The following is a 25,187-nucleotide window of genomic DNA, read 5'->3' as shown; positions in this document are numbered from 1 at the left end:
GTTTTGTTAGTTATTTAAAAGATTCTTTATTAGAATATAATCCAGCATAATATCCATTCAATCGAATTAATCTTTGATGACTTCCTTCTTCTACAAGAGATCCTTTATCTAAAACAAATATTTTATTAGAATTTTCTAATGTAGAAATACGGTGAGTAATGATAATAGAAGTTTTATGTTTTGTTAAAAGATCTGTAGCTTGATAAATCATTTTTTCTAATTCTTTATTTAATGATGCAGTCGCTTCATCTAATATTAGTACGGAATAAGGATGCATTTGAACTCTTAAAAAAGAAATCAATTGTTTTTCCCCAATAGAGAGTGAATTTCCTCTTTCTTTTACTATGGATTTATATCCATCAGGCAAAGATGTAATAAAATTATGGATTCCTATTTTTTTTGCCATGTCTTCTATTTTACCAATGCTAATAGACGGATCTCCTAAAGTGATATTATTAATAATTGAATCATTAAACAAAAAAGTATCTTGTGTCACTACTCTAATATGGGATCTTAAATTTTTTAACTCTATATCTTGAATAAAAGATCCATCGATCCAAATATTACCTTTTTTTATATCATATAATCTAGAAATTAAATAAGTAATCGTAGATTTTCCAGAACCGGTAGCTCCTACTATAGCAACTTTTTCCCCTGGTTGAATTTCAAAAGAAATTCCATTTAATACCATTTCATTATCTATATAAGAAAAATGAACATTCTTAAATACAATATGTCCCTTTAATTTTTTAAAACGTAATTTTCCTCTATTAGGAGAAATAAATTCTTTAGAATTTAATATAGAAAATATACGTTCTATTCCAGCTATTCCTCTTTGGATGATATTGAATCTATCAGCTATTTGTCGCATAGGACGGAAAAGAAGATAAATAAAAAAAATAAACGCAATAATTTGTCCTGGTTTTACATTTCCTATTTCTTCAATAGCATGAAATCCTCCATAAAATATGATAATACTTATTGTAATTGCAGAAATTATTTCTACTATAGGAAAAAAAATAGAAAAATAAAAAATGGTTTTCAAATGAGCATTCATTAATTTACGATTAATAGACTTGAATTTCAAGTATTCCTCTTTTTCTTTATGAAAAAGTTGAATAATAGACATCCCTATAATTTTTTCTTGTAAAAAACTATTCAAACGTGAAGTTTGAATGCGTTCTTTTTGAAACGTTTTTTTTAACGTTTTTTGGAAAAAACGAGTAATGACATACATAAAAGGAATAGTTAAAGAAACTATAAAAGATAATTTTTGATGAACTGTATACATCATAATAATAATCATTATAATTCTTAAAACATCTCCAGCAACAAGTAAAATTCCATCATTAAATATTACGGCTATGGTTTCTATATCTGATACAGAATAAGATACCAATTTTCCTATTGGAGTTCTGTTAAAAAAAGAATTTTTAAAGTGTAATAATTTTTCAAATAAAAGAATTCTAATTTTTTTAATTACATTTTGAGCTAACACATTAGATAGATACAATAAAATAAAATGAAATATACTTTCTAAAAAAAGAAGCATAATTATTAACATCAGTACATTTTTCAGTCCTGAAAAATCTTTATAAAGAATATGAATATCTATAGCTTTTTGTATTAATTTAGGACGATAAGCAGAAATAAAGGAAATTAATATAGAAATAAGAATTGTTGATATTAATGTAAGTCTGTAATTTAAAGCAATTATAATCAACTGTTTTAAGGAAGATTTTTTTTGATTCAAATTTTTGTTCATAAAAAAATATCTTTTGGATAGAGAATCCGAGTCAGAAATAAACCACATGCAGGAACTATAATTTTGCAAAAATTAGAATTTTTCAATTCTATAATTTTTATAAATTCATTGATACTAATTTTATTTCTTCCCACATCAATAAGTGTCCCTATAATAGCCCTAACCATCGATCTTAAAAATCGATTAGCTTCAATAGTAAAACATAAAACATTTTTCTTTTCAGAAGACCAATCAGCGTGATAAATTTTACATACATTATTTTCATTGTTATTAGTTTTTTTTTTGCAAAAGGAACTAAAATCTTTATATTTCATAAGTCTTTTTGAGGCTATATTCATTTTTTGAATATTTAATGGATGATAAAAACAGTACCAAGAGAAATCTTGATTAAATGGATTTTTTTCTTGTGTTAAATAATATTTATATGTTCGTTTTATAGCATTAAATCTGGCATGAATATTTTTTTTTACTGGAAAAATATTGAAAACTTTAATAGATTCAGGTAAAAAAACATTTAATCTATCTACGATATTATTTTTAATTTTTTTTTCGAAATCAAAATGAGCAAACATTTGTTTAGCATGTACTCCTTTATCCGTTCTACTAGCACCCACAACATTTATAGATGTTTTCAATAGTTTTGATAAACAATATTCTAATTTTTCTTCCACTGTACTTACTTTTTTTTGAGTTTGCCATCCAAAAAAATGTTTTCCATTATAAGCTAATTCAATAAAAAATCTCAATTTGATTATTTTTTTAAAGTTTATTTAAACTTTCAATAATAATAGAACATCCTTTTTGGATTTCTTGTTTTGTGATAGTTAATGGAGGAGATATACGTATGTAATTGTTATGAAATAAAAAACGAAATAATATTAATCCTTTTTTGATACAAGTTTTTAAAACTTTTTCCACTTTATCTTTATTTTTTAATTCTAAAGAAAGAAAAAGACCTTTTCCATGAATGTTTTTGATTTCATTATGAACCAAATATTCCCGAATCCATTTTTCTTTTACTGGCACTTGTTCTATGATATCTGAATTGATAATTTGATTCAAAGTAGCTAAAGAAGCAGAAGCAGAAACGGGATTTCCTCCAAAAGTAGTTAAATGTCCTAAAGGAACAATATTCCTAAAAGTTTTCATAATTTTTTTGGATGATACAAAACCACTGATAGGCATTCCACCTCCCATTCCTTTTCCTATTATTAAAATGTCAGGAACAATTTCATAATGTTCAAATGCAAAAAGTTTTCCTGTTCTTCCAAATCCGGTTTGGATTTCGTCAAGTATCATCAATGCTTTTTTTTTATGGCATTGTTTTCTTACTTCTTTTAAAAAAGAATTGTTAGGTAATATAATTCCAGAAGAACATTGAATAGTTTCTAAAATTACACAAGCAGTTTTTTCTGTAATAGAATCCATTAATTCTTCTATATGATTAAATGTAATAAACTTTATTAAAGGTAACAGAGGTATAAAAGATTTTTTATAATCTTCATATCCCATAACACTCATAGAGCCATGTGTACTTCCATGATAAGAATACTTACAAGAAATAATTTCTTTCCTTCCCGTATAACACTTAGCTAATTTTAAAGCGCCTTCTACTGCTTCTGTTCCGGAATTTACCAAATAAGTAGTAGTAAGTGGATATGGAATATTTTCTGATATTTTTTTACATAAACTTACACAAGGATTTTGTATAAATTCTCCATATACCATAGTGTGCAAGTATTGATCTACTTGTTTTTTTATAGCTTCTTTAATTTTTGGATTTCCATGTCCTAATACATTTACGGAAATACCTGCTACAAAATCTAAATATTTTTTTCCATCTGTTCCATAAATATAACTTCCTTCAGCATGATTCACCATAATATTCATAGGATCCGGATTGATTTGAGTTTGATATTGAAAAAAATCTTTTTCTAATTTTTTTTTTTTCATAAAAAATCTTTTTCTAATTATTTCTTTACCATACTTTTGATTGTTTCTTTTTCTAACAAACTTTCTTTTTTATACTTTTCTATTTCTTTATGGATAAGAAGTTTTTGATTGTTTTTTGGTTTATCTTTTTCTTTCCAATCAAATTTAGATAGATAAAGAAATTTTTTAGGTGTTTTTTGATCGATTGGAATCAACTCTGAACGTGCTTTTTTTTCACAAAAAATTTTTCTAATTTTTTGTGATTTATCCAAGTAAATTGATAAAAATTCACAAGATGATTTATTAATTATTTTTTTTTCTTTATTAGAATAAAGAAAAAAAATGCTATTAATATTTCCTTGAATTATCATTTTTTCTAAAGAATTTTTTTTATTAAAAAATCCAGTGATGATATCTCCTTCTATCTGATTAAATTCTTCGGAATTGATTTTTTCTATGTAAGAAGCATTCTTTATAATTTTTATGTTCTTGATTATAGAATCATTTGTTTCATCATTTTGAATATATATTGTTTTTCCAGTGATTTTTTGATTATGAAACCATAATATTGGATTTCCATAAAATTTCATATCACCATTTGAAGATTCATAATGAAAAAAATTACATGTTCCTTGAATGTTTTCAGTTTCATTCAGAAAAAAGCTTTTAATAGAAAAAGCTTGAATTGAATATGTGTCATTTTTTTTTAGATTTATTTTCAAAATATTTGAATAAATAAAAACCAAATTATTTTTTGATGTGTTTATAATTTTTGGATTTTGTTTTAAGATTAAAGAACCAGAATGAAGATCAAACTTTCCATATCCACTACTTATCAAAAAATATTTTTTTTTTGTATTTTCTAAAAAAATATTTCTCATAAACCCACATTTTTTATTTTGATCAAAAAATAAATATTCTCCTCTTATAATTTTACCATTATAATGAATGCTTACATAATTCTCAAATAAGAATATTTTTTTTCGAAATGAAAACACTGCTTTTTTAGTATAAATAAAATTATCAAAATTTGTATTTTGTACTATAATAGCGGGATCATGAAAATAGATTTGATCTTGTTTAAATAGATATACTAACGTATTGGCATATACAGTATAATTTTTTCCAATCAATTTTATTTCATGTTTTAACTCTATTTTTCTTTTATTGATGTAAAAAAAACCTTCTTTACTACATATGGTATAATCTCCATAATGGATAATGCTATTTTTTTTATAAAAAATTTGATTTGATATCAAATTATATTCCAACATATTAGTTGTTAATTTGATTTTATCAAAAAATAAAACAACATTGTTGATAGCTCGAAGTAGTTTTTTTTTTAAATTAAAATTAATAGTATCCGCTGTTAACTTTGTTTTTCCATAAAATAAAACTACTTTACCTGATAATTGAAAATCAAAAAAATTTCCTACTATATTCTGAGATATTATTTTATTTTTTCCTGATGTTAATCTTACATTTCCAGATCCATGAAATTTATGATTTGTTTTATCATATATAACCTTTTTACAAAAAAGATGATACTTATCATATTTTAAATGAATATTTCCTGTCAAAACAAAATCTTGATTTTCATTATTTTGAATCAGATCTGCATGAATGATTTGTATAGTTTTTTTTTCTTCATTAGAAATAGAAAATGTTCTGTTTAATGACAATAATAAAAAAATAATAAAAATTGAAAATCCATATTTCACAATTAGTTCTAAAAATAAAAGAATTAATTCTTGTATGCAATTAAAGATATTTCAATATTGGCATTCTTAGGAAGACCAGAAACTGGTATAGTTTCTATGGCTGGATGATAACTTCCTTTTTCTGAAAAAAAAATTTCTATATTCTCCATAACTTTTTTTGTTTCCATTTCTATATTATTTGAAACTAATTTTTCCGATATTTTGATCTATCGCTATTTGTACGGAAACGAATAAAAACTCTTCTATAAAAACACATGTATTATATGGACCATAAGATGGAATTTTATTTATTGAAAATTTTTTGGGTATCATGATTAATTAATAATGTAAGTTTTTTTCATTATACTGTATAATATTCCTGAAATTAGGATCTTTTAATCCTATAAAAAAAGACCAGGAAGAATTTTTAATCCAATTGAAACTCAATTCAAAACTTCTTAAATCTCTATCAAAAATTATATTAGAAAATATGATTTTTTTTTTCAAAAAATCATAATCTGTATGAAAACTGATTTTCCAATATTTTGTGATATTTATAGATCCATTTAAACTTAACAAAGTTTGGAACAATTTTTCCCCATTCAACTCATTTTCGTAATTGGAATGAAAATCAATCTTTAAATTCAACGGAATTGAATATTTTGCATAATTGTTTTGATCGAAAAAAAAATAATCATAACGATTTTTTCCTTTTTTTTGAAATTCATTTTTTATAGGAAAAAAATTGATGTTATAATGAGAAGAAAAAGAAAAATCAAAATATATCATTTTATTTTTTTGTTCTTTTTTAACAAAATTTATTCCTGCTTTATATTTTGTTTTCAAATTTTTTGTCAAATCAGTATCACCCATAATTTGAAATTTTTCCCATTTTATAAAATTATGATCAACAATGAATGAGGAGTTTATTTCTTTTATAATTTTTATTCTTTTACAAGAATCAACAACACAATTCCATGGATTTTTTATGATCCAATTATTATTGAAAATCAAATTTATTCTTTTTTCAAAATGATTTTTTACGTTATAAAAAACGGGAGGAAAATACATCATATGAAAAGATAAAATAGGTTGAATTTGATGTTTCAGTAGGACAGTGTTTTTAAATTTCCAAATTTTATAAAATGGGATAGAGACTATATTTGTTGAAAAATCCACTTTTTGAAAACTTGAAACTTGAAAATCAGGAGAATTCCATGCATACAAATCCTGATACAAAATTTTAGATGAAATTTTTAAATAAGGATAAAAAAAAGGAAAATAAGCCGTCATGTTCATATTGTGATTTAATAATACAGAATGGAAATATTTTACTTTTTGAAAATCTATAGAATGATTAAAATGAAATTTATTTTCAATATTAACCTGATTTAAAAAAAAATTTTTTTTATCATTAAATAGCACATTTTTTGTGTGTAAAATTAGTTCTGGAATTAGAAATTTAATTTCTTTTTGATTTTGAATCATATAAATATCTATAAACCATAAATAATTAGAAAACTTTTTTCTTATGTTTATATAAGAGAAATTTTCATTTTTATTGTATAGAAAAATATTATCATAATTAATATTGGCATTGAAATTTATTTCAGAATTTGATTTGAAATCTGAATTATGTTCCCATTGAAATAGATAGTTTTTTTGTTTTTTTGACATATTTTGATAATCAAAATTGATCAATCCATGATCATTATATTTGTTCAATTGATATTCTATTTTTGTTTTAATTTTCCATTTTTCAGGATTATATATGGAGGCATTCATTTTAACATTTAAGAAATTAGAAATGGGAAAAAATAATCCTATATCTTTTATGTATATTTTTTTGTTTTGTATTCCGAATTTTGGATACACAATTCCACTATAAGATGGTTGTTTCAATTTTGTTATAGGCATATATAAAAACGGAAAAAAAATAGGCATTGGAACTCTATACAAATAAAAAAAAATTGGACCAGAAAAAATATATTGTTTTGAATAAACATATTTTAATTTATCTGTTTTTAAGTAAAAATCAGGAAAATTATCTTTTTTTTCTAAAAAAAAAGGATCTGATGTATATATTACTTTTTTCATTAAAATGTCCTCTTTTTTTTTTACAATATCATTAGCTATCACAATATGATTTTTTTCTTTTAAAGAAAAATTTTTTGCTTCTCCTATTTGTTTGTTTAAATTCCATTGAATTGTTTTAAATAAATATTGTTGATTTTCCTTTTGAAAAAGAACCGATTTTTCTTTTGATTTTGCATATAAATCTCCATTTTTCCAATTAAATTCTATATAATCTGCTTCAACTTTTGTATTATGATATTCTATAGTGGCGTTTCCTTTTAAATATGATTTTCCTTCTTTTATGTCATGTTCTTGTATATCTGATTGATATTTGAAAACATCTTTCAAAAAAAAGAATTCATTTTTCATATCATGATGATTAGATTTTTCATCATCATTTTCTTTTTTTTCATTTCCGTAAAAAATAGAAACGGAAGAAATGAATAATATTATGATATAAATTGAAAATCGAATTTGATGCAAATTTTTTATTTAATATAATAAGGAAAATTCATTATAAAATTTTTTTTACATATAATTTATCTATACATAATCCTAAAATTTCTAGGATAGTTAAATTAAATATTGGATGACTTTTATTTGGAGCAATTTCACACATAGGTTCTAAAACAAATCTTCTTAAATGTAATAATGGATGTGGAATTTTCAAAATAAAACTATAAATCATGATATGATCATAAAATAAAATATCTATATCGATTTCTCGATTTTGATACTGTCCTTGACAAGAATTTTTTCTTCTTCCTATAAAAAATTCTATATTCAAAATTTTTTTTAACAGATCAATAGGAGAATAATTTGTTTTTATGTATAAAGCTCTATTATAAAAAATAGAAGAATTTTTCATATTCCATGCTTCACTTTCAAAATATGATGAAATTTTAATAACCTTTCCAATTTGTTCCGATATCAAAATTAAAGATTGGTCCAAATATTTTTTTTTATTTTCTTTGTTACTTCCTTGTAACAAAAAGACATCATGTTCTTTCAAAAAAAAATTATTAACATATTTATTCAATATACTGAAAAACTGTATTTTTATTTAAATTATGTAGATATTTTCATACAAAAAATATTAATGGGATTAGTCGTTGACTTTATGAAAAATATTTTTACTCAAGAAATAGCTATAGATTTAGGAACAGCAAATACACTGATCATGCATAATAACAAAGTAATAGTAGATTTGCCTTCGATAATAGCTATAGATGTGAGAACAAAAAAAGTGTTAGCCGTAGGGGAGGAAGCTAAACAAATGCAGGGTAAAACACATGAAAATATTAAAATATACAAACCATTGAAAGATGGAGTCATTGCCGATTATCAAGTGGCAGAATTAATGATCAAAGAGTTCCTAAAAAAAGTTCCAGGTGTTAATAACAAATTTTTTACTCCATCATTAACAATGGTAATTTGCATTCCATCTGGAATAACAGAAGTAGAAAAAAGAGCAGTAAAAGACTCCGCTCAACATCTTAATGCTAAAGAAGTTTATCTTATTGAAGAACCTATGGCCGCTGCTATTGGTTCAGGAATTTCTGTAACTAAAGCAGAAGGAAATATGATCATTGATATAGGAGGTGGAACAACAGAATGTGGAGTAATAGCTTTAGGAGGAATAGTCTGTCAAAAATCTATAAAAATAGCTGGAGATGTTTTTACAAATGATATAGCCTATTTTCTTCGTTCTAAATATAATCTGTATATTGGAGAACGAACTGCCGAAAAAATAAAAATAGATATAGGAGCGGCTATGGAATCCATAGAAAATCCTCCAGATGATATTCATATACAAGGAAGAGATCTTCCTACAGGAAAACCTAAAGAAATGAATCTTTCTTATAAAGAAACAATTCCAGCCCTAGATAAATCGATTTTACGAATTGAGGATGCCGTAATGGAAACCCTTTCTAGAACTCCACCGGAACTTGCAGCAGATATTTATAAAACAGGAATATATATGGCGGGTGGAGGTTCTCTTCTAAGAGGATTAGATAAAAGGATCTCCAATAAAACAGGTCTTTCTGTTTCTTTAGTAGAGGATCCTTTGAGAGCTGTAGTAAAAGGGACAGGAGTCGCCCTAAAAAATATTGATAAATTTACATTTTTAATGAAATAGGGTTGATAGATTAATTTTATGCGTGAATTTTTTAATTTTTTTTTGAAATGTCGTTTTTTTATTTTCTTTTTTTTACTGGAATCCGCTGCTATTTTTCTTTCTTTTTCAAATTCAAAATTTCACCAATATATTTATGAAGGTTCTTCCAATTTTATGATTGGAAAAATTTATGAGACTATCCATAAACTTCGGAATTATTTTTTATTAGAAATTGAAAATAAAAAACTTTTAAATGAAAATAAAAGATTACATGATGCTCAAATATTTTCTAAAATAAGAAAAATATCTAAGGATTTTAAAAAAGAGGATATTAATTATTTACAACAATATACCTTTACTCCAGTACAAATTATAAATAACAGTATTCATGAACAGGAAAATTATATAACTATAAACAAAGGAAGTATAGATGAAATAAAACCAGATATGGGGATTATATTATATAATGGAATTGCAGGAATTATTATAAAAACTTCTCCACATTTTAGTATTGCGATTTCTCTTTTAAATCAAAAAATTAAAGTTAATGCCAGACTAAAGAAAAATAAATATTTTGGAACTCTGAGTTGGGATGGATTGAATTATGAATATGTAGTTTTATATGATATACCCAGACATTCCACTATCCATAAAGGAGATATTGTAGAAACAGATGGTAAATCAGTGACTTTTCCTGAAGGAATTCCTATTGGAAGAGTTTATTCTTATAAATTGGATGAAGAACATGCAAATTATATTATAAAAGTGAAACTCATGGCTAATTTTTCTACGATAGAAAATGCTTATGTTGTGAAAAATTTATTAAAAGAAGAATGGGATAATGTTCAACTTTATAAAGTTGAAAATAAATAATGAATTTAATTAAAAATTTTATTATTTCTGTCTTTTATATTTTTTTTCTTTGTTTAATTCAAATATCAATATTAAATCCCTTATTTTTATTCTTAAGATGCTATTCTTATATATATGTTCTTTTTATACTAGTATATCCATACAATAAAAATAAATTTGTATTTTTATTCTTATCATTTTTAATAGGATGGGTGATAGATCATTGTATGAATACTGGAGGGTTTCATGCTTTTTCTTCTACTTTATCTGCTTTTTTAAGACTAAAATTTCTCCATTTTTTTGATGGAAAAAATTTTATAAATAGAAATGATTTTTCAATTTATGAATTGCCTTTGATTAGGAAAATGCTTTATATATTTTCTTTAGTTGTTATACATCATTTTTCTTTATTAATATTAGAAATGTTGAAAGGAACTATTTTTAATAGAATTGTTTTATTTAGAACAATATTAAGCAGTATTTTTACAACTATTTTATGTATTATATATTTTTTTTTCAGAAAAATTAAACATTGAAAAAATTATATAATTTTTATATTTTGTTAAGTTTTTTCGGTATTATTTTTATAATTAGGCTATTTTATATACAAATATATACGGAAAAGTATATTTTGAATGCATTTAATACTTCTATTAAACAAGAAATTATTATTCCTGAAAGAGGTTCTATTTTTGACAGAAATGAAAATCTTTTGGTTTTTAACAAATCTATTTACGAGTTAATAGTTGTTCCTATTCTTATAGATGAACATTTTAATATTATGGAATTTTGTAATCTTGTAGGAATTGAGAAAAATATTTTTTATAAAAATTTAGAAAAAGCAAAAGCGTATTCTAAATATTTACCATCTGTTTTTTTACCTTTTATTTCTAAAGAAAAATTTGCCACTATACAAGAAAAACTTTATAAATACAAAGGATTTGATTGGACAAAACGTTCTCTTAGGGATTATAAAGTAGAAAGTTCAGCTAATGTTTTAGGATATATAGGAGAAGTAACTCAAAAAGATATTAAAAAAGAATCTAATTATTATCAAATAGGAGATTTTATTGGTTGGGCTGGGGTAGAAAAATCTTATGAAAAAGTTTTGAGAGGAAAAAAAGGGGTAAAATATTGGTTAAGAGATAGAAAAGGGTGTATTATAGGAGGGTATAACAATAGTAAAAATAATGTAAAAGCTATAAGTGGTGATGATATTTCTTTAACTATAGATTGGAATTTGCAAAATTATGCAGAACAGCTGATGTATCAAAAAAAAGGAGGAATAGTCGCTATAAATCCTAAAAATGGAGAAATTTTATCTTTGGTTTCTAGTCCCATTAACAATCCTAATTTGTTTGTAGGGCTAAATCGTTCTAAAGAATTTCAAAAATTAATAAAAAATACAATAGACAACCCTTTATTTGATCGAACCACACAAGCTCGTTATCCACCAGCTTCTCCATTTAAATTACTAACTGAGTTAGCAGGTCTTCAAATGGAAGTTGTAGATCCCAATACTACTTTTATATGTTATAAGGGATTCAAATATGGAAAAAAAAGAATTCATTGTCATTCTGGATTTCATGGATTTCCTATAGGGGTAGAAACGGCTGTCGCTGTTTCTTGTAATAACTATTTTGCACAAGTTTATAAACGTGTTATAGAAAAATATCCAAAAAATTTGACAAAAGGAGTGAATGAATGGTGTGATATCATAAAAAGTTTTGGTTTTGGGAATTATTTATATAATGATTTAGCTACAGGAGAAAAAGGTATTATTCCTTCCGGAGATTATTATAATAAAAAATACGGAACAACAAAATGGAATGCCATTACGATCATTTCTAATAGTATTGGTCAAGGGGAAATCAATGTAACTCCTATGCAGTTAGCTAATATGGTTTGTGCCATAGCAAATCGGGGTTTTTTTTATACTCCACATATAGTAAAACGAATTAATCATCAACCGATATCCAATCCTAATTATACTATAGCTAAATATACTAAAGTTAAAAGTAAATATTTTGATTTCATTATTAATGGAATGGAAAAAGTTTTCATTATTGGAACTGGAAAAAGTTTCAAATCATCTGACATTAGAATGGCTGGAAAAACAGGAACTTCTCAGAATTTTATTAAAGTAAATCATAAAATAGTTTCTTTACCCGATCATTCTATTTTTATATTATTTGCTCCCGTAGAAGATCCTAAAATTGCTATTTCTGTTATTATAGAAAATGGAGGATTTGGATCTCGTTGGGCTGGACCTATTGCTAGTCTTATTGCAGAAAAGTATATAACAAATAATGTGAATAGAAAAAATCTTGAAAAAAAAATAATGACATCAGGACTACAAAAAATATATAGTTCAATAGCAAAAATGAAAAAATTTAATAATTTTTACACAAAAAATTCTATTGATCAAAAGAAATAAAATATTGTTTAGAAATATAGATTGGATAATTGTTATCATTTATATGACAATGATTTTTTTTGGATGTATGAATTTATATTCCGTATCTCCAGAAAAAGCAGAAAAACAATTAATATGGATATTATTAAGTTTTTTTTTCATATTTGTTATTTTTTTATTTAAACCTATTCATTATAAGCACATAACACCATTTTTATTTTTGTTTACGTTATTTCTTTTAATTGGAGTATTTTTTTTGGGAAAAAATATAAATGGTTCAAAATCTTGGTATGTTTTTGGCCCTATTAGTTTTCAACCATCTGAATTAGCTAAAATATCAACATCTTTGATGATCGCTCATATTATGAGTCAGGAGAATATAGAGAATAATAATAAAGCATTATTACATATATCTATTATATTAGTGTTACCCTCTTTTTTGATATTGTTACAACCAGATCCTGGTTCTTCTATAGTTTTTTCTTCTTTTCTTCTTACTTTATATAGAGAAGGTTTATCTATCTCTTTTATACTTTATTTTTTATTTTATATTTTATTGTTTGTAGTTTCGATAAACTTATCGCCTTGGATCGTCATTTTACTTTTATTTATTAGTTTTATTTTTTTATTTTTTTTTCAAAAAAAATATCTATCATTTATAGATTTATTTTTTTATATATTCTTATTTATTAGTTTTTCAGTTTTTTCTTTTTTTTCTCCATTTTTTTTTCAAAAATTTTTTAAACAACATCATAAAGATAGAATCAATATTTTATTTCAAAATGAATTTGACAGAAAATATAGAGATAATGTAGGATATAATTTATTATATTCTAAAACAGCTATTGGTTCTGGAAAATTCTTTGGAAAGGGATATCAAAAAGGAACTGTTACAAAAGGAAAATTTGTTCCTGAACAACATACTGATTATATTTTTTGTACAGTAGGAGAAGAATGGGGTTTTATAGGAAGTGTAATTTTGATTATATTTTATTTATTATTTATTAGTCGTATTTATTTTTTATCTGAAAGGCAAAAAAATATTTTTGGAAGAATTTTTGGATATTCAGTTGGAAATATTCTTTTTATTCATTTTATTATTAATTTAGGGATGGTTATGGGTCTTTTTCCTACAATAGGAATTGTTTTACCTTTTTTTAGTTATGGAGGATCATCTCTTTGGTCTTTTACGGTTTTATTATTTATCTTTATAAGAATAGATGCATCAGATCAAACCAGTTTGATCTAGATCATTCTTTTGTAAGAAGAATAAATGGGGGCTGATTTTGGATTTGACAGCAAGATTAGTTATAGAAGAAAGCATATCGTGTCACGTAAGGTATCACACGAAAATCAAGCGTTACAAAATATATAAATGGCGAAAAAGAATACGCTTTTGCTGCTTAATGTTGTTAAAAACGTTATAGCTTAGTCTGCATAAAATGCAGAAGCAAAATATCTCTCAGAAATTTTTCCTTATAATTTCTGATATAGAGGTACTCAAAAGTATTAAGGATAAGAAAACAGATGATTCTTAAGTTCTCTGAAATTAAATTTTGAATCTAAAGTTTTTATTCAAGATCCAAAACTTGGATAAAAAAATATAAAAATTTTTGGATAAATATGTAGAAATCTTTTATACTACTTGTTTGGACGCGGGTTCGAATCCCGCCAGCTCCACTGGTTAACAAACAGTAAGTTAAAATTTTACACAACATAAAAAAAATTGAATTTTTTATATATAGTGTATTTTCGGGAATTTTATTGGGATTAGGATGGCCTACTGATGGATGTCCCATATATTTATTTGTAGCTTTTATTCCTTTATTATATGTAGAGAATTATTTGAATCATTCTTTATTTTATATTTTATTGTTTTCTTTTATTACTTTTTTAACATGGAATTCTATTTCTACACAGTGGTTATCTTATGCAAAAAGAACTAATGGAACTTTTGCTATAGAAGCCTATTTAATTCCTGTGTTTTTTAATTCTTTTTTTATGTCAATTATTTTTTTTTTTTATTCATGGATTAAAAGACATGTAAAAGATAAAAGAATAGGATATGTATTTTTGGTTTGTTTATGGATTTCATTTGAAAAAATGCATTTAGAATGGGAATTATCTTGGCCATGGCTAAATTTGGGAAATGGGTTTGCTAATCATACAGAATGGATTCAATGGTATGAATATACAGGAATTTTAGGAGGATCTATATGGATATGGATAGTCAATATTGGATTGACAGAATCCATTATTAAGTATAAAAATGATAAAAATATATTCTCATTATATAAAAAAATATTTTTTAATATAGGAATTATTTTTTTTATGATTTTGATTTCAAATCTTATATACATGAAATATAAAAGGAATCAGTATGAACGTACTGCAAATGTTTTAATTTTGCAACCTAACATAGATCCATATAATCAAAAATATTTCATTTCAACAAATAAATTAGTTTCAAAATTAAAAAGATTAATAGATCAAAAAATATCTAAAGAATCTATGATTATCATAGCTCCTGAAACTATGTTTCCAAACAAAATACAAATCAAAAATATCAGTAAAAATAAAATCATTTCTGTATTCAAAGATTACTTTAAAAAAAAATCTCCAAACACAGTGTTTATAACAGGAGTAGAATTAATTATTTTACATCATAATAAAGATAAAAATGAAAAATCCGTTCCTATTTTTTCAAAAAAAAAAAAAGAGATACAATGGATTGACATTTTTAATTCTGTGATTCAAATAGGAACTAATGAAAATATTGAATTTCATCATAAATCTAAATTAGTACCAGCAGTAGAAACTTTTCCTTATAAAAAATTTTTTTCACCTATATTAGGAAATCAATTACTTAATTTTGGAGGAACAGTCATGGAACTTGGAAAAGAAAATTATCCTTCTGTTTTTCAATATCCTTATTTAGGAATAAAAATAGCTCCTATTATTTGTTATGAATCTGTTTTTGGGGAATATGTTTCTAATTTTTTTAGAAAAGAAAATGTGGAACTCATGGTTATTATTACTAATGATGGATGGTGGGGTATATCACAAGGACATAAACAACATATGCATTATGCTCGGATTAGAGCAATTGAAAATCGAAAATATGTAGCTAGATCTGCAAATACAGGAATTTCTTGTTTTATTAACGAAAAAGGAGAAATCATATCATCTATTCCTTATGGAAAAGAAGGATTTTTATATCATAAAATATATCTCAATAAAAATAAAACTTTTTACATTAAACATGGAGATTTTCTTTCCAAAATTAGTTTATTGACAATAATCATAATTTTATTATATACCATCACATATAATATCTATGATCAGATTTCAAAAAGAATTTGGATAAATTAATTTAAATTCTAATTTTTAGATAAGCTTCACCTATATGATGAATGATATCATTCGCAATGATAGCTTCTTCGCTTAATTTTTTTGAGGCAATATCTCCTGCTAATCCGTGTAAATAAACACCCATCATGCATGATTCTTTTGGAGAATATCCTTGAGATAAAAAACTCATTATCATTCCAGTAAGGACATCTCCACTTCCAGATGTTGACATTCCTGGATTTCCTGTACTGTTAAAGTACAGATTTCCATTTGGTGTTGAAATAACGGAATGTGCTCCTTTTAACACAATAAAAATTTTATATTTTGTAGACATTTCTTTTAAAAAATGTAATTTTTCATAATCATTTTTCCATGATCGACATAATAATCTTTTAAATTCTTTTGGATGTGGAGTAAGAATGGTTTCTTTTGGGATAAGATCCAATAGGAGCAGTTGATGTGACAATATATTTATAGCATCCGCATCAATTACCATTGGTATTTTTTTATTTTTTATTTTTAATAAAAAAGATTCTAAAGCATACATCGTTTTAGAATGAATTCCCATTCCCATTCCTATTCCTATTGCATTTATCTTTTCATTAGAAAGAACTATATTACTGATATAATGTGTTTCTATATCTGTATTTACAATCGCTTCTGGAAGTGTATTTTGTATAATTTGATACCCACAGGAAGGAACATATACACTTAATTTTCCTATTCCAGTACGAAAACTAGCAGTAGCGGAAAGAACAACAGATCCAACCATACCAAAACTTCCACCTATAATGATTCCATGTCCATAATTTCCTTTATGTGTAAATTTTTTTCTTATTTTTTTTTTATATATGTCACGAATTGATTCATCATCTATATAAAAATTTGTAGTTCGTATGTTACGAATACAATCATCTTTCCATCCAATATTTATCAAATGCCATTTTCCAACATAATCCGCGTAATTTGGTAATAAAAAAGATAATTTTGGAACTTGAAAAGTTAAAGTATGAGTGGCTTTGATTATTCCTTCAAAATTTTCATGACTTTTTTCCATAAAAAGTCCAGATGGAATATCTATAGATATAACTTCTTTAAATTTTTTTTCGTTGATATAATGGAAAAAAGATTTCCAATATTGATTCATTGTACGATTGAATCCTGTACCAAAAATAGCATCAATAAGATAATTTTCCTGATTTAAAACTGGAAATTTTTCCCCTTCATTAATCATTTTAAAATTTATTTTTTTCTGTAATATTTTTTTTTTATTCATTAAAAACTCATTTGAAAAATGATTAGAAATATTAATTCCATATACAAAAACAGTGGCTCCGCATAAATGTAACATATAAGATAAAGAGAGACCATCTCCTCCATTCTTTCCATTTCCTACTAATACTATAAATGGATTTTTTCTAATTTTGAAAGATTTATTATGAATGATCCAATTGAAACAACCTTTTGCGGCTCTTTCTATTAATTGAGCAGAAGAAATAGATTCGGAATCAATACAATATTGATCCGCTTTTCTGATTTGATTTAAAGAAGGAATTTTCATTTTTTAAAATGAATTTATTATTTTTGATTTTGTTTGTAAGTTTTTTAAGATTGTGAAATTTGATTAATATATGCAAATATAAAACGATTAATTTAGATGTCCGAGTATAATTTACCCCTTCCAGCCATGGGTGAAAGTATAGCTGAGGCTACTATCATTCGTTGGTTAAAAAAAGAAGGGGATTTTGTAAAAAAAGAAGATCTTTTGGTAGAAATAGCTACAGATAAAGTCAATTCTGAAATATCTTCCCCCGTAAATGGTATTTTAAAAAAGAAACTATTTGCTCCTAATGAAGTTGCTAAAGTAGGAAATTTCATTGCTATTTTAGAAACGGAAGAAAAATTTTCTTTAGGGTCTATTCCAATAATAGAAAAAAGAAAAAAACGTTTTTATTCTCCTCTTGTACGTACGATAGCTAAAAAAGAAGGGATTAGCTTTTATGAATTGGAAACAATAGAAGGAACTGGAGAAAAGGAACGTGTCACGAAGAAAGATATATTAAAATATATTCGTATTAAAAAAAATAATATTGTAATTCCTAAATACAATAGATATAATAGTATTCAAAGTATAAATAAGAATCAAAAAAATGAAGAAATCATAGAAATGGATAGAATGCGTAGAATTACTGCAGAACACATGATCAGAAGTAAAAATATTTCTGCACATGTTACTTCTTTTGTTGAAGCAGATGTAACTAATATAGTAAAATGGAGAGAAAAAATAAAAGAGACATTTCAAAAAAATACAGGAGAAAAGTTAACTTTAATGTCCGTTTTTGTGGAATGCGTGGTCAAAGCTATCAAAGATCTTCCTATGATAAATATTTCCGTAAATGGAACAAGCATAATCAAAAAAAGAAATATCCATATAGGATTAGCTACTGCTTTACCCAATGGTAATTTAATTGTTCCTGTGATTAAAAATGCTGATTCTTATAATTTAATAGGATTAATAAAAATTATTAATGATTTAATAAAAAGAGCGAAATCTAATCAATTAAAACCTGAAGAAACTCAAGGTGGAACTTATACGATTAGCAATATTGGAAGCTTTGGAAATCTTTTTGGTACACCAATTATACATCAACCGCAGGTTGCTATTTTGGCAATAGGGTTGATTCAAAAAAAATTGTCTATAATAGAAACACCAAAAGGAGATTTCATAGGAATAAGACACAAAATTTATTTATCTCATTCTTATGATCATCGTGTAATAGATGGGGTATTAGGTGGATGTTTTGCTAAAAAAGTCGCTTTATATTTAGAAAAATTTAATTGTTATACAAAAATATAATATGAAAGTCAGTTTTGATGCACTTATTGAAATTCCAAAAGGAAGTAGAAATAAATATGAATTTGATAAAACAAATAATCTAATTCGATTAGATCGAGTATTATATTCTCCTATGAGTTATCCAACAGATTATGGTTTTATTCCAAAAACTCTTTCTATGGATGGAGATCCATTAGATGTGTTAGTTTTTTTAACAGAACCAACAATACCAGGTTGTTTAATAAAAGTAAAACCTATAGGAATTTTTTTCATGATAGATGAAAAAGGAGAAGATGAAAAGATTATTTGTGTTCCTGTTTCAGATCCTAATTATAATATTATCAATAATATTGACGAAATCGCTTTACACTCTAAAAAAGAGATAGAACACTTTTTTTTGGTATATAAAGATTTAGAAAACAAAAAAGTGAAAATAGGAAATTGGAAAGACAAAAAAGAAGCAATTTCTGTATATAAACAATCTTGTTTACGATATCAAAATCATTTAACGCAAATGTAATTCTTTTAATTTTTCTTTTTCTAAAAAATATGGAGCATTTATCATTATATCTTTTCCATAATTATTTTTTGGAAAAGCAATGAAGTTTTTTATATTTTGATTTCCTTCTAAAAGATTAATTAATCTATCTAATCCAAAAGCTATTCCTCCATGAGGAGGAATACCATATTCAAAAGCTTTCATAAAAAAACCGAATCTAGATTCGATCTCCTTTTGAGAAAATCCTAAATGTTTAAAAATTAAATTTTGTATGTTTTTATTGTGAATCCGTATAGATCCACTACCAATTTCTATACCATTTATAATCAAATCATAAGATTTAGAACGAACGTTTTTTGGGTTTTTTTCCAATAAATGAATATCTTCTTCTTTTGGACTAGTAAACGGATGATGTACAGATTTATATTTTTTGTATTTTTCTTCCCATTCTAAAATAGGTAAATCTTTTATCCACAAAGGAGTAAACTTTTTAGAATTGTTTAAATTCAAAATATCGGCTATTTTTACTCGTATTTTTCCAAGTTCTTCTCTAGTTTTTCTTTTTTTTCCGTAAAAAATAAATAATAAATCACCAGGAATAGCTTCAAAAAATTTAACAAAACTTTTGAGAATTTTCTCATTAAAAAAATTTGAATTGGAAGAAAGTAAGGTTCGATCATATAAATATTTTATCCAAAAAAAATTTGGATTTTCTATTTTTTTGAAAAAACAATTCATTGTATCATCTAGGTTATGACATTTTTTAATTTTAATTCCTATTACCAATTCTTGTGTTTTCAAAAAATTAATATTTTTCTTTTGAACTAAATCATTCAGTTCTATCAAAGGCATACCAAAACGAATGTCAGGAGAATCCGTTCCATATATTTTGATAGCATCAGAATAAGAAATACAAGGAAAAGGATCTAATTGAATATTCTTTATTTTTTTGAATATATGTTTGATAAAACGTTCAAAAAATACTAATACATCATGAACTTCTACGAAAGACATTTCACAATCTATTTGTGTGAATTCTATTTGTCTATCAGAACGAGAATCTTCATCTCTAAAGCATTTTACAATTTGAAAATATTTATCTATTCCTCCTATCATTAACAATTGTTTAAATAATTGTGGAGATTGAGCTAATGCATAGAATTTATCTATATGTGTTCTAGAAGGAACGACAAAGCTTCTAGCTCCTTCTGGAGTATCATTTATCAATACAGGAGTTTCTATTTCTAAAAATCCATTTTTAGAAAGAAAATTACGTGTTTCCAAAGCTAAATTATGACGAATAATCAAATTATTTTTAATAGGATTCCTTCTAATATCAAGATATCGGTAAATCATTCTCATCTCTTCATTTCCATCTGTTTGATTTTCTATAGTAAAAGGAGGAGATAGAGATGAGTTTAGTAACTCTATATGAGATACTAGAATCTCTATTTCTCCTGTAGGAATATTCTCATTTTTAGAGAATCTTTCTACTACTTTTCCTTTTATTTTAATTAAAAATTCTTTCCCTAAACAAAAATTTTTTTTTACGGATTTTTTAGAAATTATTAATTGTGTAATACCGAAATAATCTCTAATGTCTATAAAAAATAAAGATCCTAAATTTCTTATTTTTTGAATCCATCCAGATAATATTACTATTTTTCCAATATCTTTTCGACTCAATTCTCCACAATTATGTGTTCTATACATTGATTTAATTTTTTTGGGATTCATATAATTCTTCATAAACTTCTATCATATCTCCAGATTTTAAATTATGATAATTTTTGATTCCTAACCCACATTCATATCCTTTTGAAACTTCTTTTACATCTTCCTTAAAACGTTTAAGAGAAGTAAATTCTCCATTATGAATAACAATTCCTTCTCGAATCAATCTAACTTTTGCTTGACGGAATAATTTTCCTTCTATGACCATACATCCGGCTATAGTTCCTGCTTTTGGCATTTTAAATATTTCTCTAATTTCAGCATTTCCCAATATTCTTTCTCTGATTTCTGGAGACAACATTCCATCCATTGCTTCCTGAATATCATTGGTAACATCATATATGATAGAATAAGTTCGTATTTCTATATTTTCTTTTTTTGCTATATTTTTAGATCCAATATTAGGACGAACATTAAATCCTATAATAATAGCATCTGAAGCACTTGCTAATAAAACATCAGATTCTGTAATTTGACCAACTCCTTTATAAATAATATTTACCATAATAGTATTCGTAGATAATTTTTGAAGAGCATCAGCAATAGCTTCAACTGATCCATCTACATCTCCTTTAATAAGAATTTTCAATTCTTTAAAATCCCCTAATGCTATACGTCTTCCTATTTCATCCAATGTAAGATGTTTTTGAGATCGTATATTTTGTTCTCTTTGTAACTGTTCTCTTCTATAAGCTAGCTGTTTAGCTTCTTTTTCATCTTGAAAAACTTTAAACTTATCTCCAGCAGTAGGAGCTCCATTCAATCCTAATATCGTAATAGGTTTAGATGGTCCTGCTAAGAAAATGGATTTTCCTCGTTCATCTAAAATACTTTTTACTTTTCCATGGTGACTTCCTGCTAAAAGATAATCTCCAACCTTTAATGTTCCTCCTTGTATAAGTAAAGTTGTAATGTATCCTCTTCCTTTATCCAAGGAAGCTTCTATAACTGTTCCTATAGAAAGTTTATTGGGATTGGCTTTTAAATTTAAAGATTGAGCGACTAAAAGAACTTTTTTCAATAATTGATCTATTCCAGTTCCTAATTTTGCTGATATTTCTTGAGTAGGATATTTTCCTCCCCATTCTTTTACCAAAAAGTTTAAATTAGCTAGTTGTTCCCTAATTTTATCAGGATTTGCATTAGGTTTATCCATTTTATTGAAAACAAAAAGAATAGGAACATTAGCCGCTTGAGCATGACTGATGGCTTCTTTAGTTTGTGTCATAACCTGATCATCGGCCGCTATAACTATGATTGCAATATCTGTTATTTGTGCTCCTCTTGCACGCATAGCAGTGAAAGCTTCATGACCTGGAGTATCTAAAAAAGTAATGTTTTGATGATTGGAACATTCTACACTATAAGCGGCTATATGTTGAGTAATACCACCTGCTTCACCTGCAATGACATTCGTGTTTCTAATATGATCTAACAAAGACGTTTTTCCATGATCTACATGTCCCATAACAGTGATAATAGGAGGTCTAGGTTTTAAATCTTTTTCTGAATCTTTATCATCTTGAATGGCTTCTTCTAAATCTAGTCCAACAAATTTTACATTAAAACCGAACTCATCTGCAACTAAAGTTAATATTTCCGCATCTAATCTTTGGTTCATCGTCACCATAATTCCTAAAGACATACAAGATACAATCACATCATTAGCATTGACTTTCATCATAGATGCCAATTCATTCACTGTAGTGAATTCAGCTAGTTTTAGAATTTTTTCCTCTTTTTTATTTTCTATTTCATTTTTCAGAAGTATTTTTTCTTTTTTGAATTGACGTTTTTCTTTTCTAATTTTTGATGCTCTTGATTTTCTTCCTTTAGAAGATAACTTTTCCAAAGTTTCTTTAATTTGTTTTTTGATTTGTTCATCAGTAATTCCCGATTTTTGGGGCTTTTTTTTATTTTTAGGCTTATCTATTTTTTTTTCATTCGAATGTTTATTCTTATGAAAGGAAGATTTTCTTTCTTTTTCTTTATTTTGTTTTTTTCTTGTAGAAATATTTTTCATTTCTTCAATGAAAATTTCTTTTTGAATTCTTTTTCGTTTCTTTTTAATTTCTGATCTTGTTTTTTTCTTTTCAAATTGAGATAGATCTATTCTATCTCCTGTTAACATAACTCCATCTAATTTTTGATAGATAGTATCAATATGTTCAGGTTTGTTATGATTTTTAAATCCGTATTCTATTTTTTTTTCTTTATTATGTTGATGTAAATTATTTTTTTTTTCTTCTTGAGTACCATATAATGATGTATCAATAATATCTATTTTTCCTATTTTTTTGAATTCAATTAATTTTTCTGATTTAGCACGTATAACTTGATCATTTCGAATGTCTTTTGATTTTAATAATTCTTCTTTTATTTTTTCTTTTTCCATTCTTTTTTGCAAAAAAACTTTTTCAGATGCATCTCGTATTTCTTTGTAAGTTTGAAATTCTCGAACAAGAGACTTATATACTTTTTCTTCTATTTTTGTATTAGGATTATTTTCTATTTTTATTCCTTTTTTATGTAAAAAACTAATTACTCTTTGTAAGGAAATATTAAATTTGGTTAATACTGTTTTTAACCTGATTTTATCAGTCATATCAAAATATAAAATGTATTAAGAACAAAAATATTAAAAAGAAAAAAATTATGTGTTTATATTTAATTCTTCTTCAAATTCTTTTCTCAAGATAGTGAATACTTTATTGATAATTTTTTCTTCAAGATTTGTCCGTTTTTTTAAATCATTTTTTCTATAGTTTAATACAGATTTTGCAGTATTTAACCCTGCTTTATGAAATTTTTCCAAAACTTCTGAATCTATTTCATCAGAAAACTCTGTTAGTTCTACGTCATCTTCATAAGGAAAATCCCTGAATATATGAATTTTATATCCAGTTAATTGACTGGCTAATTTTATATTTTGGCCCCCTTTTCCTATTGCTTTCGATATTTCTTCAATTTTTACATATACATTGACATATTTATGTTCTTCATTCACTTCCATCATAGAAACTTTAGCAGGACTTAAAGATCGTGTGAGATATAATTGTGTATTAGAGGTATAATTAATAACGTCTATATTTTCATTTTTTAATTCTCTAACAATAGGATGAATTCTAGAACCTTTCATTCCCACACAAGCTCCAACTGGATCTATGCGATCATCATAAGATTCTACAGCTACTTTTGCTTTTTCTCCTGGAATACGTGCTACTTTTTTTACTGTAATTAATCCATCAGAAACCTCCGGTATTTCTAATTTAAAAAGTTCTTCTAAAAAAGATTCGTCTTTTCTGGTAAGAATTGCAAAAGGTTTATGATCTTTCCAATCAACTCGTTTAACTAAGGCTCTAACTGGATCTCCTTTTCTAAAAAAATCACTTGGAATTTGTTCTTGTTTAGGTAAAACCATTTCGTTTTGTTCATCATCTCTCATAATGATTTGTTTTGGCAAAATATGATAAACTTCTACATTAATAATTTCACCTATTTTATTCTTAAATTTTTTATAAGTATTTGTGTTATCATATTCGTTAATTTTAGATAGTAAATTTTGTTTTAGAGATAAAATGGCCCTTCTTCCTAAAGATTGTAATTCTACTTTTTCTGTAACTTCTTCTCCAATTTCAAAATCTGGTTCTATTTTTCTAGCTACAGATAGTTCTATTTCTTTATTTAGATCTTTTATTTTTCCATCCTTTACAACTACACGATTTCTCCATATTTCTAAATCCCCTTGATCCGGGTTTACAATAATATCGTAATTTTTTGATGATTCATATTTTTTTCTTAATACACAACGGATAGATTCTTCTAAAATGGCCATAAGACTTACTCTATCTATATTTTTTTCATATTTAAAATCTGAAAAAGAATCTATTAAAGCTTCATTGTCCAT

Annotated in this window: 20 protein-coding genes and 1 other RNA gene; 9 read left to right on the top strand and 12 right to left on the bottom strand. The window is 25.3% G+C overall.

Features of this window, described 5'->3' with window-relative positions; genetic code table 11:
* Positions 1-10: 10 nt before the first annotated feature.
* Genes H0H57_RS00100 through folK form a run of 8 tightly spaced genes read right to left on the bottom strand, consistent with a single transcriptional unit; the run spans position 11 to position 8,485 of the window.
* Positions 11-1,765 (bottom strand): ABC transporter ATP-binding protein, encoded by a 1,755-nt coding sequence (locus H0H57_RS00100; RefSeq protein WP_185863822.1) that lies wholly within the window; start codon positions 1,763-1,765, stop codon positions 11-13.
* Positions 1,762-2,511, bottom strand: a complete 750-nt coding sequence (gene truA / locus H0H57_RS00095) for a tRNA pseudouridine(38-40) synthase TruA (protein WP_185863821.1) — start codon at positions 2,509-2,511, stop codon at positions 1,762-1,764. The genes H0H57_RS00100 and truA overlap by 4 nt, the downstream gene beginning before the upstream one ends.
* Positions 2,512-2,524: 13 nt before the next feature.
* The gene (locus H0H57_RS00090; RefSeq protein WP_185863820.1) at positions 2,525-3,718 is read right to left on the bottom strand and encodes an aspartate aminotransferase family protein; all 1,194 of its coding nucleotides are present in this window, start codon (positions 3,716-3,718) and stop codon (positions 2,525-2,527) included.
* A 17-nt stretch (positions 3,719-3,735) separates the two neighbouring features.
* Positions 3,736-5,418, bottom strand: coding sequence for an OstA-like protein (locus H0H57_RS00085; protein ID WP_238784324.1), 1,683 nt, complete (start codon positions 5,416-5,418; stop codon positions 3,736-3,738).
* Between the two features lie 23 nt (positions 5,419-5,441).
* Entirely contained in the window at positions 5,442-5,585 is a 144-nt protein-coding gene (locus H0H57_RS03080) for a hypothetical protein (RefSeq protein ID WP_238784323.1), read from the bottom strand.
* A 7-nt stretch (positions 5,586-5,592) separates the two neighbouring features.
* Complete coding sequence (locus H0H57_RS03075) at positions 5,593-5,730, bottom strand: hypothetical protein (RefSeq protein ID WP_238784322.1); 138 nt, start codon at positions 5,728-5,730, stop codon at positions 5,593-5,595.
* 6 nt (positions 5,731-5,736) lie between these two features.
* Positions 5,737-7,956 (bottom strand): putative LPS assembly protein LptD, encoded by a 2,220-nt coding sequence (locus tag H0H57_RS00075; RefSeq protein ID WP_238784321.1) that lies wholly within the window; start codon positions 7,954-7,956, stop codon positions 5,737-5,739.
* A gap of 31 nt (positions 7,957-7,987) precedes the next feature.
* Positions 7,988-8,485: a 2-amino-4-hydroxy-6-hydroxymethyldihydropteridine diphosphokinase gene (gene folK, locus H0H57_RS00070; RefSeq protein WP_185863819.1), complete on the bottom strand. Its 498-nt coding sequence runs from the start codon at positions 8,483-8,485 to the stop codon at positions 7,988-7,990.
* Positions 8,486-8,572: 87 nt separating this feature from the next.
* On the opposite strand from folK, the gene H0H57_RS00065 reads away from it, so the two are divergent.
* From H0H57_RS00065 to lnt, 7 genes are all read left to right on the top strand, one after another.
* The gene (locus H0H57_RS00065) at positions 8,573-9,613 is read left to right on the top strand and encodes a rod shape-determining protein (RefSeq protein WP_185864064.1); all 1,041 of its coding nucleotides are present in this window, start codon (positions 8,573-8,575) and stop codon (positions 9,611-9,613) included.
* Positions 9,614-9,631: 18 nt separating this feature from the next.
* Entirely contained in the window at positions 9,632-10,465 is an 834-nt protein-coding gene (gene mreC / locus H0H57_RS00060; protein WP_185863818.1) for a rod shape-determining protein MreC, read from the top strand.
* A gap of 206 nt (positions 10,466-10,671) precedes the next feature.
* Positions 10,672-10,980 (top strand): hypothetical protein, encoded by a 309-nt coding sequence (locus H0H57_RS03070; RefSeq protein ID WP_238784320.1) that lies wholly within the window; start codon positions 10,672-10,674, stop codon positions 10,978-10,980.
* Entirely contained in the window at positions 10,977-12,881 is a 1,905-nt protein-coding gene (mrdA, locus tag H0H57_RS00050; RefSeq protein WP_185863816.1) for a penicillin-binding protein 2, read from the top strand. Before H0H57_RS03070 ends, mrdA begins: the two co-directional genes overlap by 4 nt.
* Positions 12,865-14,109 carry a rod shape-determining protein RodA gene (gene rodA / locus H0H57_RS00045; RefSeq protein ID WP_185863815.1) on the top strand — a complete coding sequence of 415 codons (1,245 nt, stop codon included), beginning with the start codon at positions 12,865-12,867 and terminating at the stop codon, positions 14,107-14,109. The genes mrdA and rodA overlap by 17 nt, the downstream gene beginning before the upstream one ends.
* A gap of 27 nt (positions 14,110-14,136) precedes the next feature.
* Positions 14,137-14,543: a transfer-messenger RNA gene (gene ssrA, locus H0H57_RS00040) on the top strand.
* 81 nt (positions 14,544-14,624) lie between these two features.
* Positions 14,625-16,232, top strand: coding sequence for an apolipoprotein N-acyltransferase (lnt, locus tag H0H57_RS00035; RefSeq protein WP_238784319.1), 1,608 nt, complete (start codon positions 14,625-14,627; stop codon positions 16,230-16,232).
* A 1-nt stretch (position 16,233) separates the two neighbouring features.
* Here the strand turns inward: lnt and H0H57_RS00030 are convergent, their stop codons facing one another.
* Complete coding sequence (locus H0H57_RS00030; RefSeq protein ID WP_185863814.1) at positions 16,234-17,772, bottom strand: NAD(P)H-hydrate dehydratase; 1,539 nt, start codon at positions 17,770-17,772, stop codon at positions 16,234-16,236.
* A 96-nt stretch (positions 17,773-17,868) separates the two neighbouring features.
* Between H0H57_RS00030 and H0H57_RS00025 the strand changes: the two genes are divergently transcribed.
* Together H0H57_RS00025 and H0H57_RS00020 are read left to right on the top strand one after the other, a co-directional pair.
* Entirely contained in the window at positions 17,869-19,068 is a 1,200-nt protein-coding gene (locus tag H0H57_RS00025) for a dihydrolipoamide acetyltransferase family protein (RefSeq protein ID WP_185863813.1), read from the top strand.
* 1 nt (position 19,069) lies between these two features.
* Complete coding sequence (locus H0H57_RS00020) at positions 19,070-19,567, top strand: inorganic diphosphatase (RefSeq protein ID WP_185863812.1); 498 nt, start codon at positions 19,070-19,072, stop codon at positions 19,565-19,567.
* On the opposite strand, the gene aspS is transcribed toward H0H57_RS00020, so the two are convergent.
* From aspS to nusA, 3 genes are read right to left on the bottom strand one after another with little or no spacing between them, the layout of a single operon-like run.
* The gene (gene aspS / locus H0H57_RS00015) at positions 19,553-21,259 is read right to left on the bottom strand and encodes an aspartate--tRNA ligase (RefSeq protein ID WP_185864062.1); all 1,707 of its coding nucleotides are present in this window, start codon (positions 21,257-21,259) and stop codon (positions 19,553-19,555) included. The two genes, H0H57_RS00020 and aspS, sit on opposite strands and share 15 nt — an antisense overlap.
* A gap of 4 nt (positions 21,260-21,263) precedes the next feature.
* Positions 21,264-23,885: a translation initiation factor IF-2 gene (gene infB, locus H0H57_RS00010; RefSeq protein WP_185863811.1), complete on the bottom strand. Its 2,622-nt coding sequence runs from the start codon at positions 23,883-23,885 to the stop codon at positions 21,264-21,266.
* 48 nt (positions 23,886-23,933) lie between these two features.
* Complete coding sequence (gene nusA / locus H0H57_RS00005) at positions 23,934-25,187, bottom strand: transcription termination factor NusA (protein ID WP_185863810.1); 1,254 nt, start codon at positions 25,185-25,187, stop codon at positions 23,934-23,936.

Source organism: Blattabacterium cuenoti, assembly GCF_014251755.1.
Taxonomy (GTDB): domain Bacteria; phylum Bacteroidota; class Bacteroidia; order Flavobacteriales; family Blattabacteriaceae; genus Blattabacterium; species Blattabacterium cuenoti_AN.
This window is presented reverse-complemented; position numbering and strand designations above follow the sequence as displayed.

Excerpts from the sequence above, each read along its gene's own strand:
- H0H57_RS00020 (WP_185863812.1), top strand. The coding sequence starts at position 19,070 with ATGAAAGTCAGTTTTGATGCACTTATTGAAATTCCAAAAGGAAGTAGA.
- H0H57_RS03075 (WP_238784322.1), bottom strand. The coding sequence starts at position 5,730 with ATGATACCCAAAAAATTTTCAATAAATAAAATTCCATCTTATGGTCCA.
- infB (WP_185863811.1), bottom strand. The coding sequence starts at position 23,885 with ATGACTGATAAAATCAGGTTAAAAACAGTATTAACCAAATTTAATATT.
- H0H57_RS03080 (WP_238784323.1), bottom strand. The coding sequence starts at position 5,585 with ATGGAAACAAAAAAAGTTATGGAGAATATAGAAATTTTTTTTTCAGAA.
- H0H57_RS00090 (WP_185863820.1), bottom strand. The coding sequence starts at position 3,718 with ATGAAAAAAAAAAAATTAGAAAAAGATTTTTTTCAATATCAAACTCAA.
- H0H57_RS00100 (WP_185863822.1), bottom strand. The coding sequence starts at position 1,765 with ATGAACAAAAATTTGAATCAAAAAAAATCTTCCTTAAAACAGTTGATT.
- H0H57_RS00025 (WP_185863813.1), top strand. The coding sequence starts at position 17,869 with ATGTCCGAGTATAATTTACCCCTTCCAGCCATGGGTGAAAGTATAGCT.
- H0H57_RS00030 (WP_185863814.1), bottom strand. The coding sequence starts at position 17,772 with ATGAAAATTCCTTCTTTAAATCAAATCAGAAAAGCGGATCAATATTGT.
- aspS (WP_185864062.1), bottom strand. The coding sequence starts at position 21,259 with ATGTATAGAACACATAATTGTGGAGAATTGAGTCGAAAAGATATTGGA.
- H0H57_RS00065 (WP_185864064.1), top strand. The coding sequence starts at position 8,573 with ATGGGATTAGTCGTTGACTTTATGAAAAATATTTTTACTCAAGAAATA.
- nusA (WP_185863810.1), bottom strand. The coding sequence starts at position 25,187 with ATGGACAATGAAGCTTTAATAGATTCTTTTTCAGATTTTAAATATGAA.
- H0H57_RS03070 (WP_238784320.1), top strand. The coding sequence starts at position 10,672 with ATGAATACTGGAGGGTTTCATGCTTTTTCTTCTACTTTATCTGCTTTT.
- mreC (WP_185863818.1), top strand. The coding sequence starts at position 9,632 with ATGCGTGAATTTTTTAATTTTTTTTTGAAATGTCGTTTTTTTATTTTC.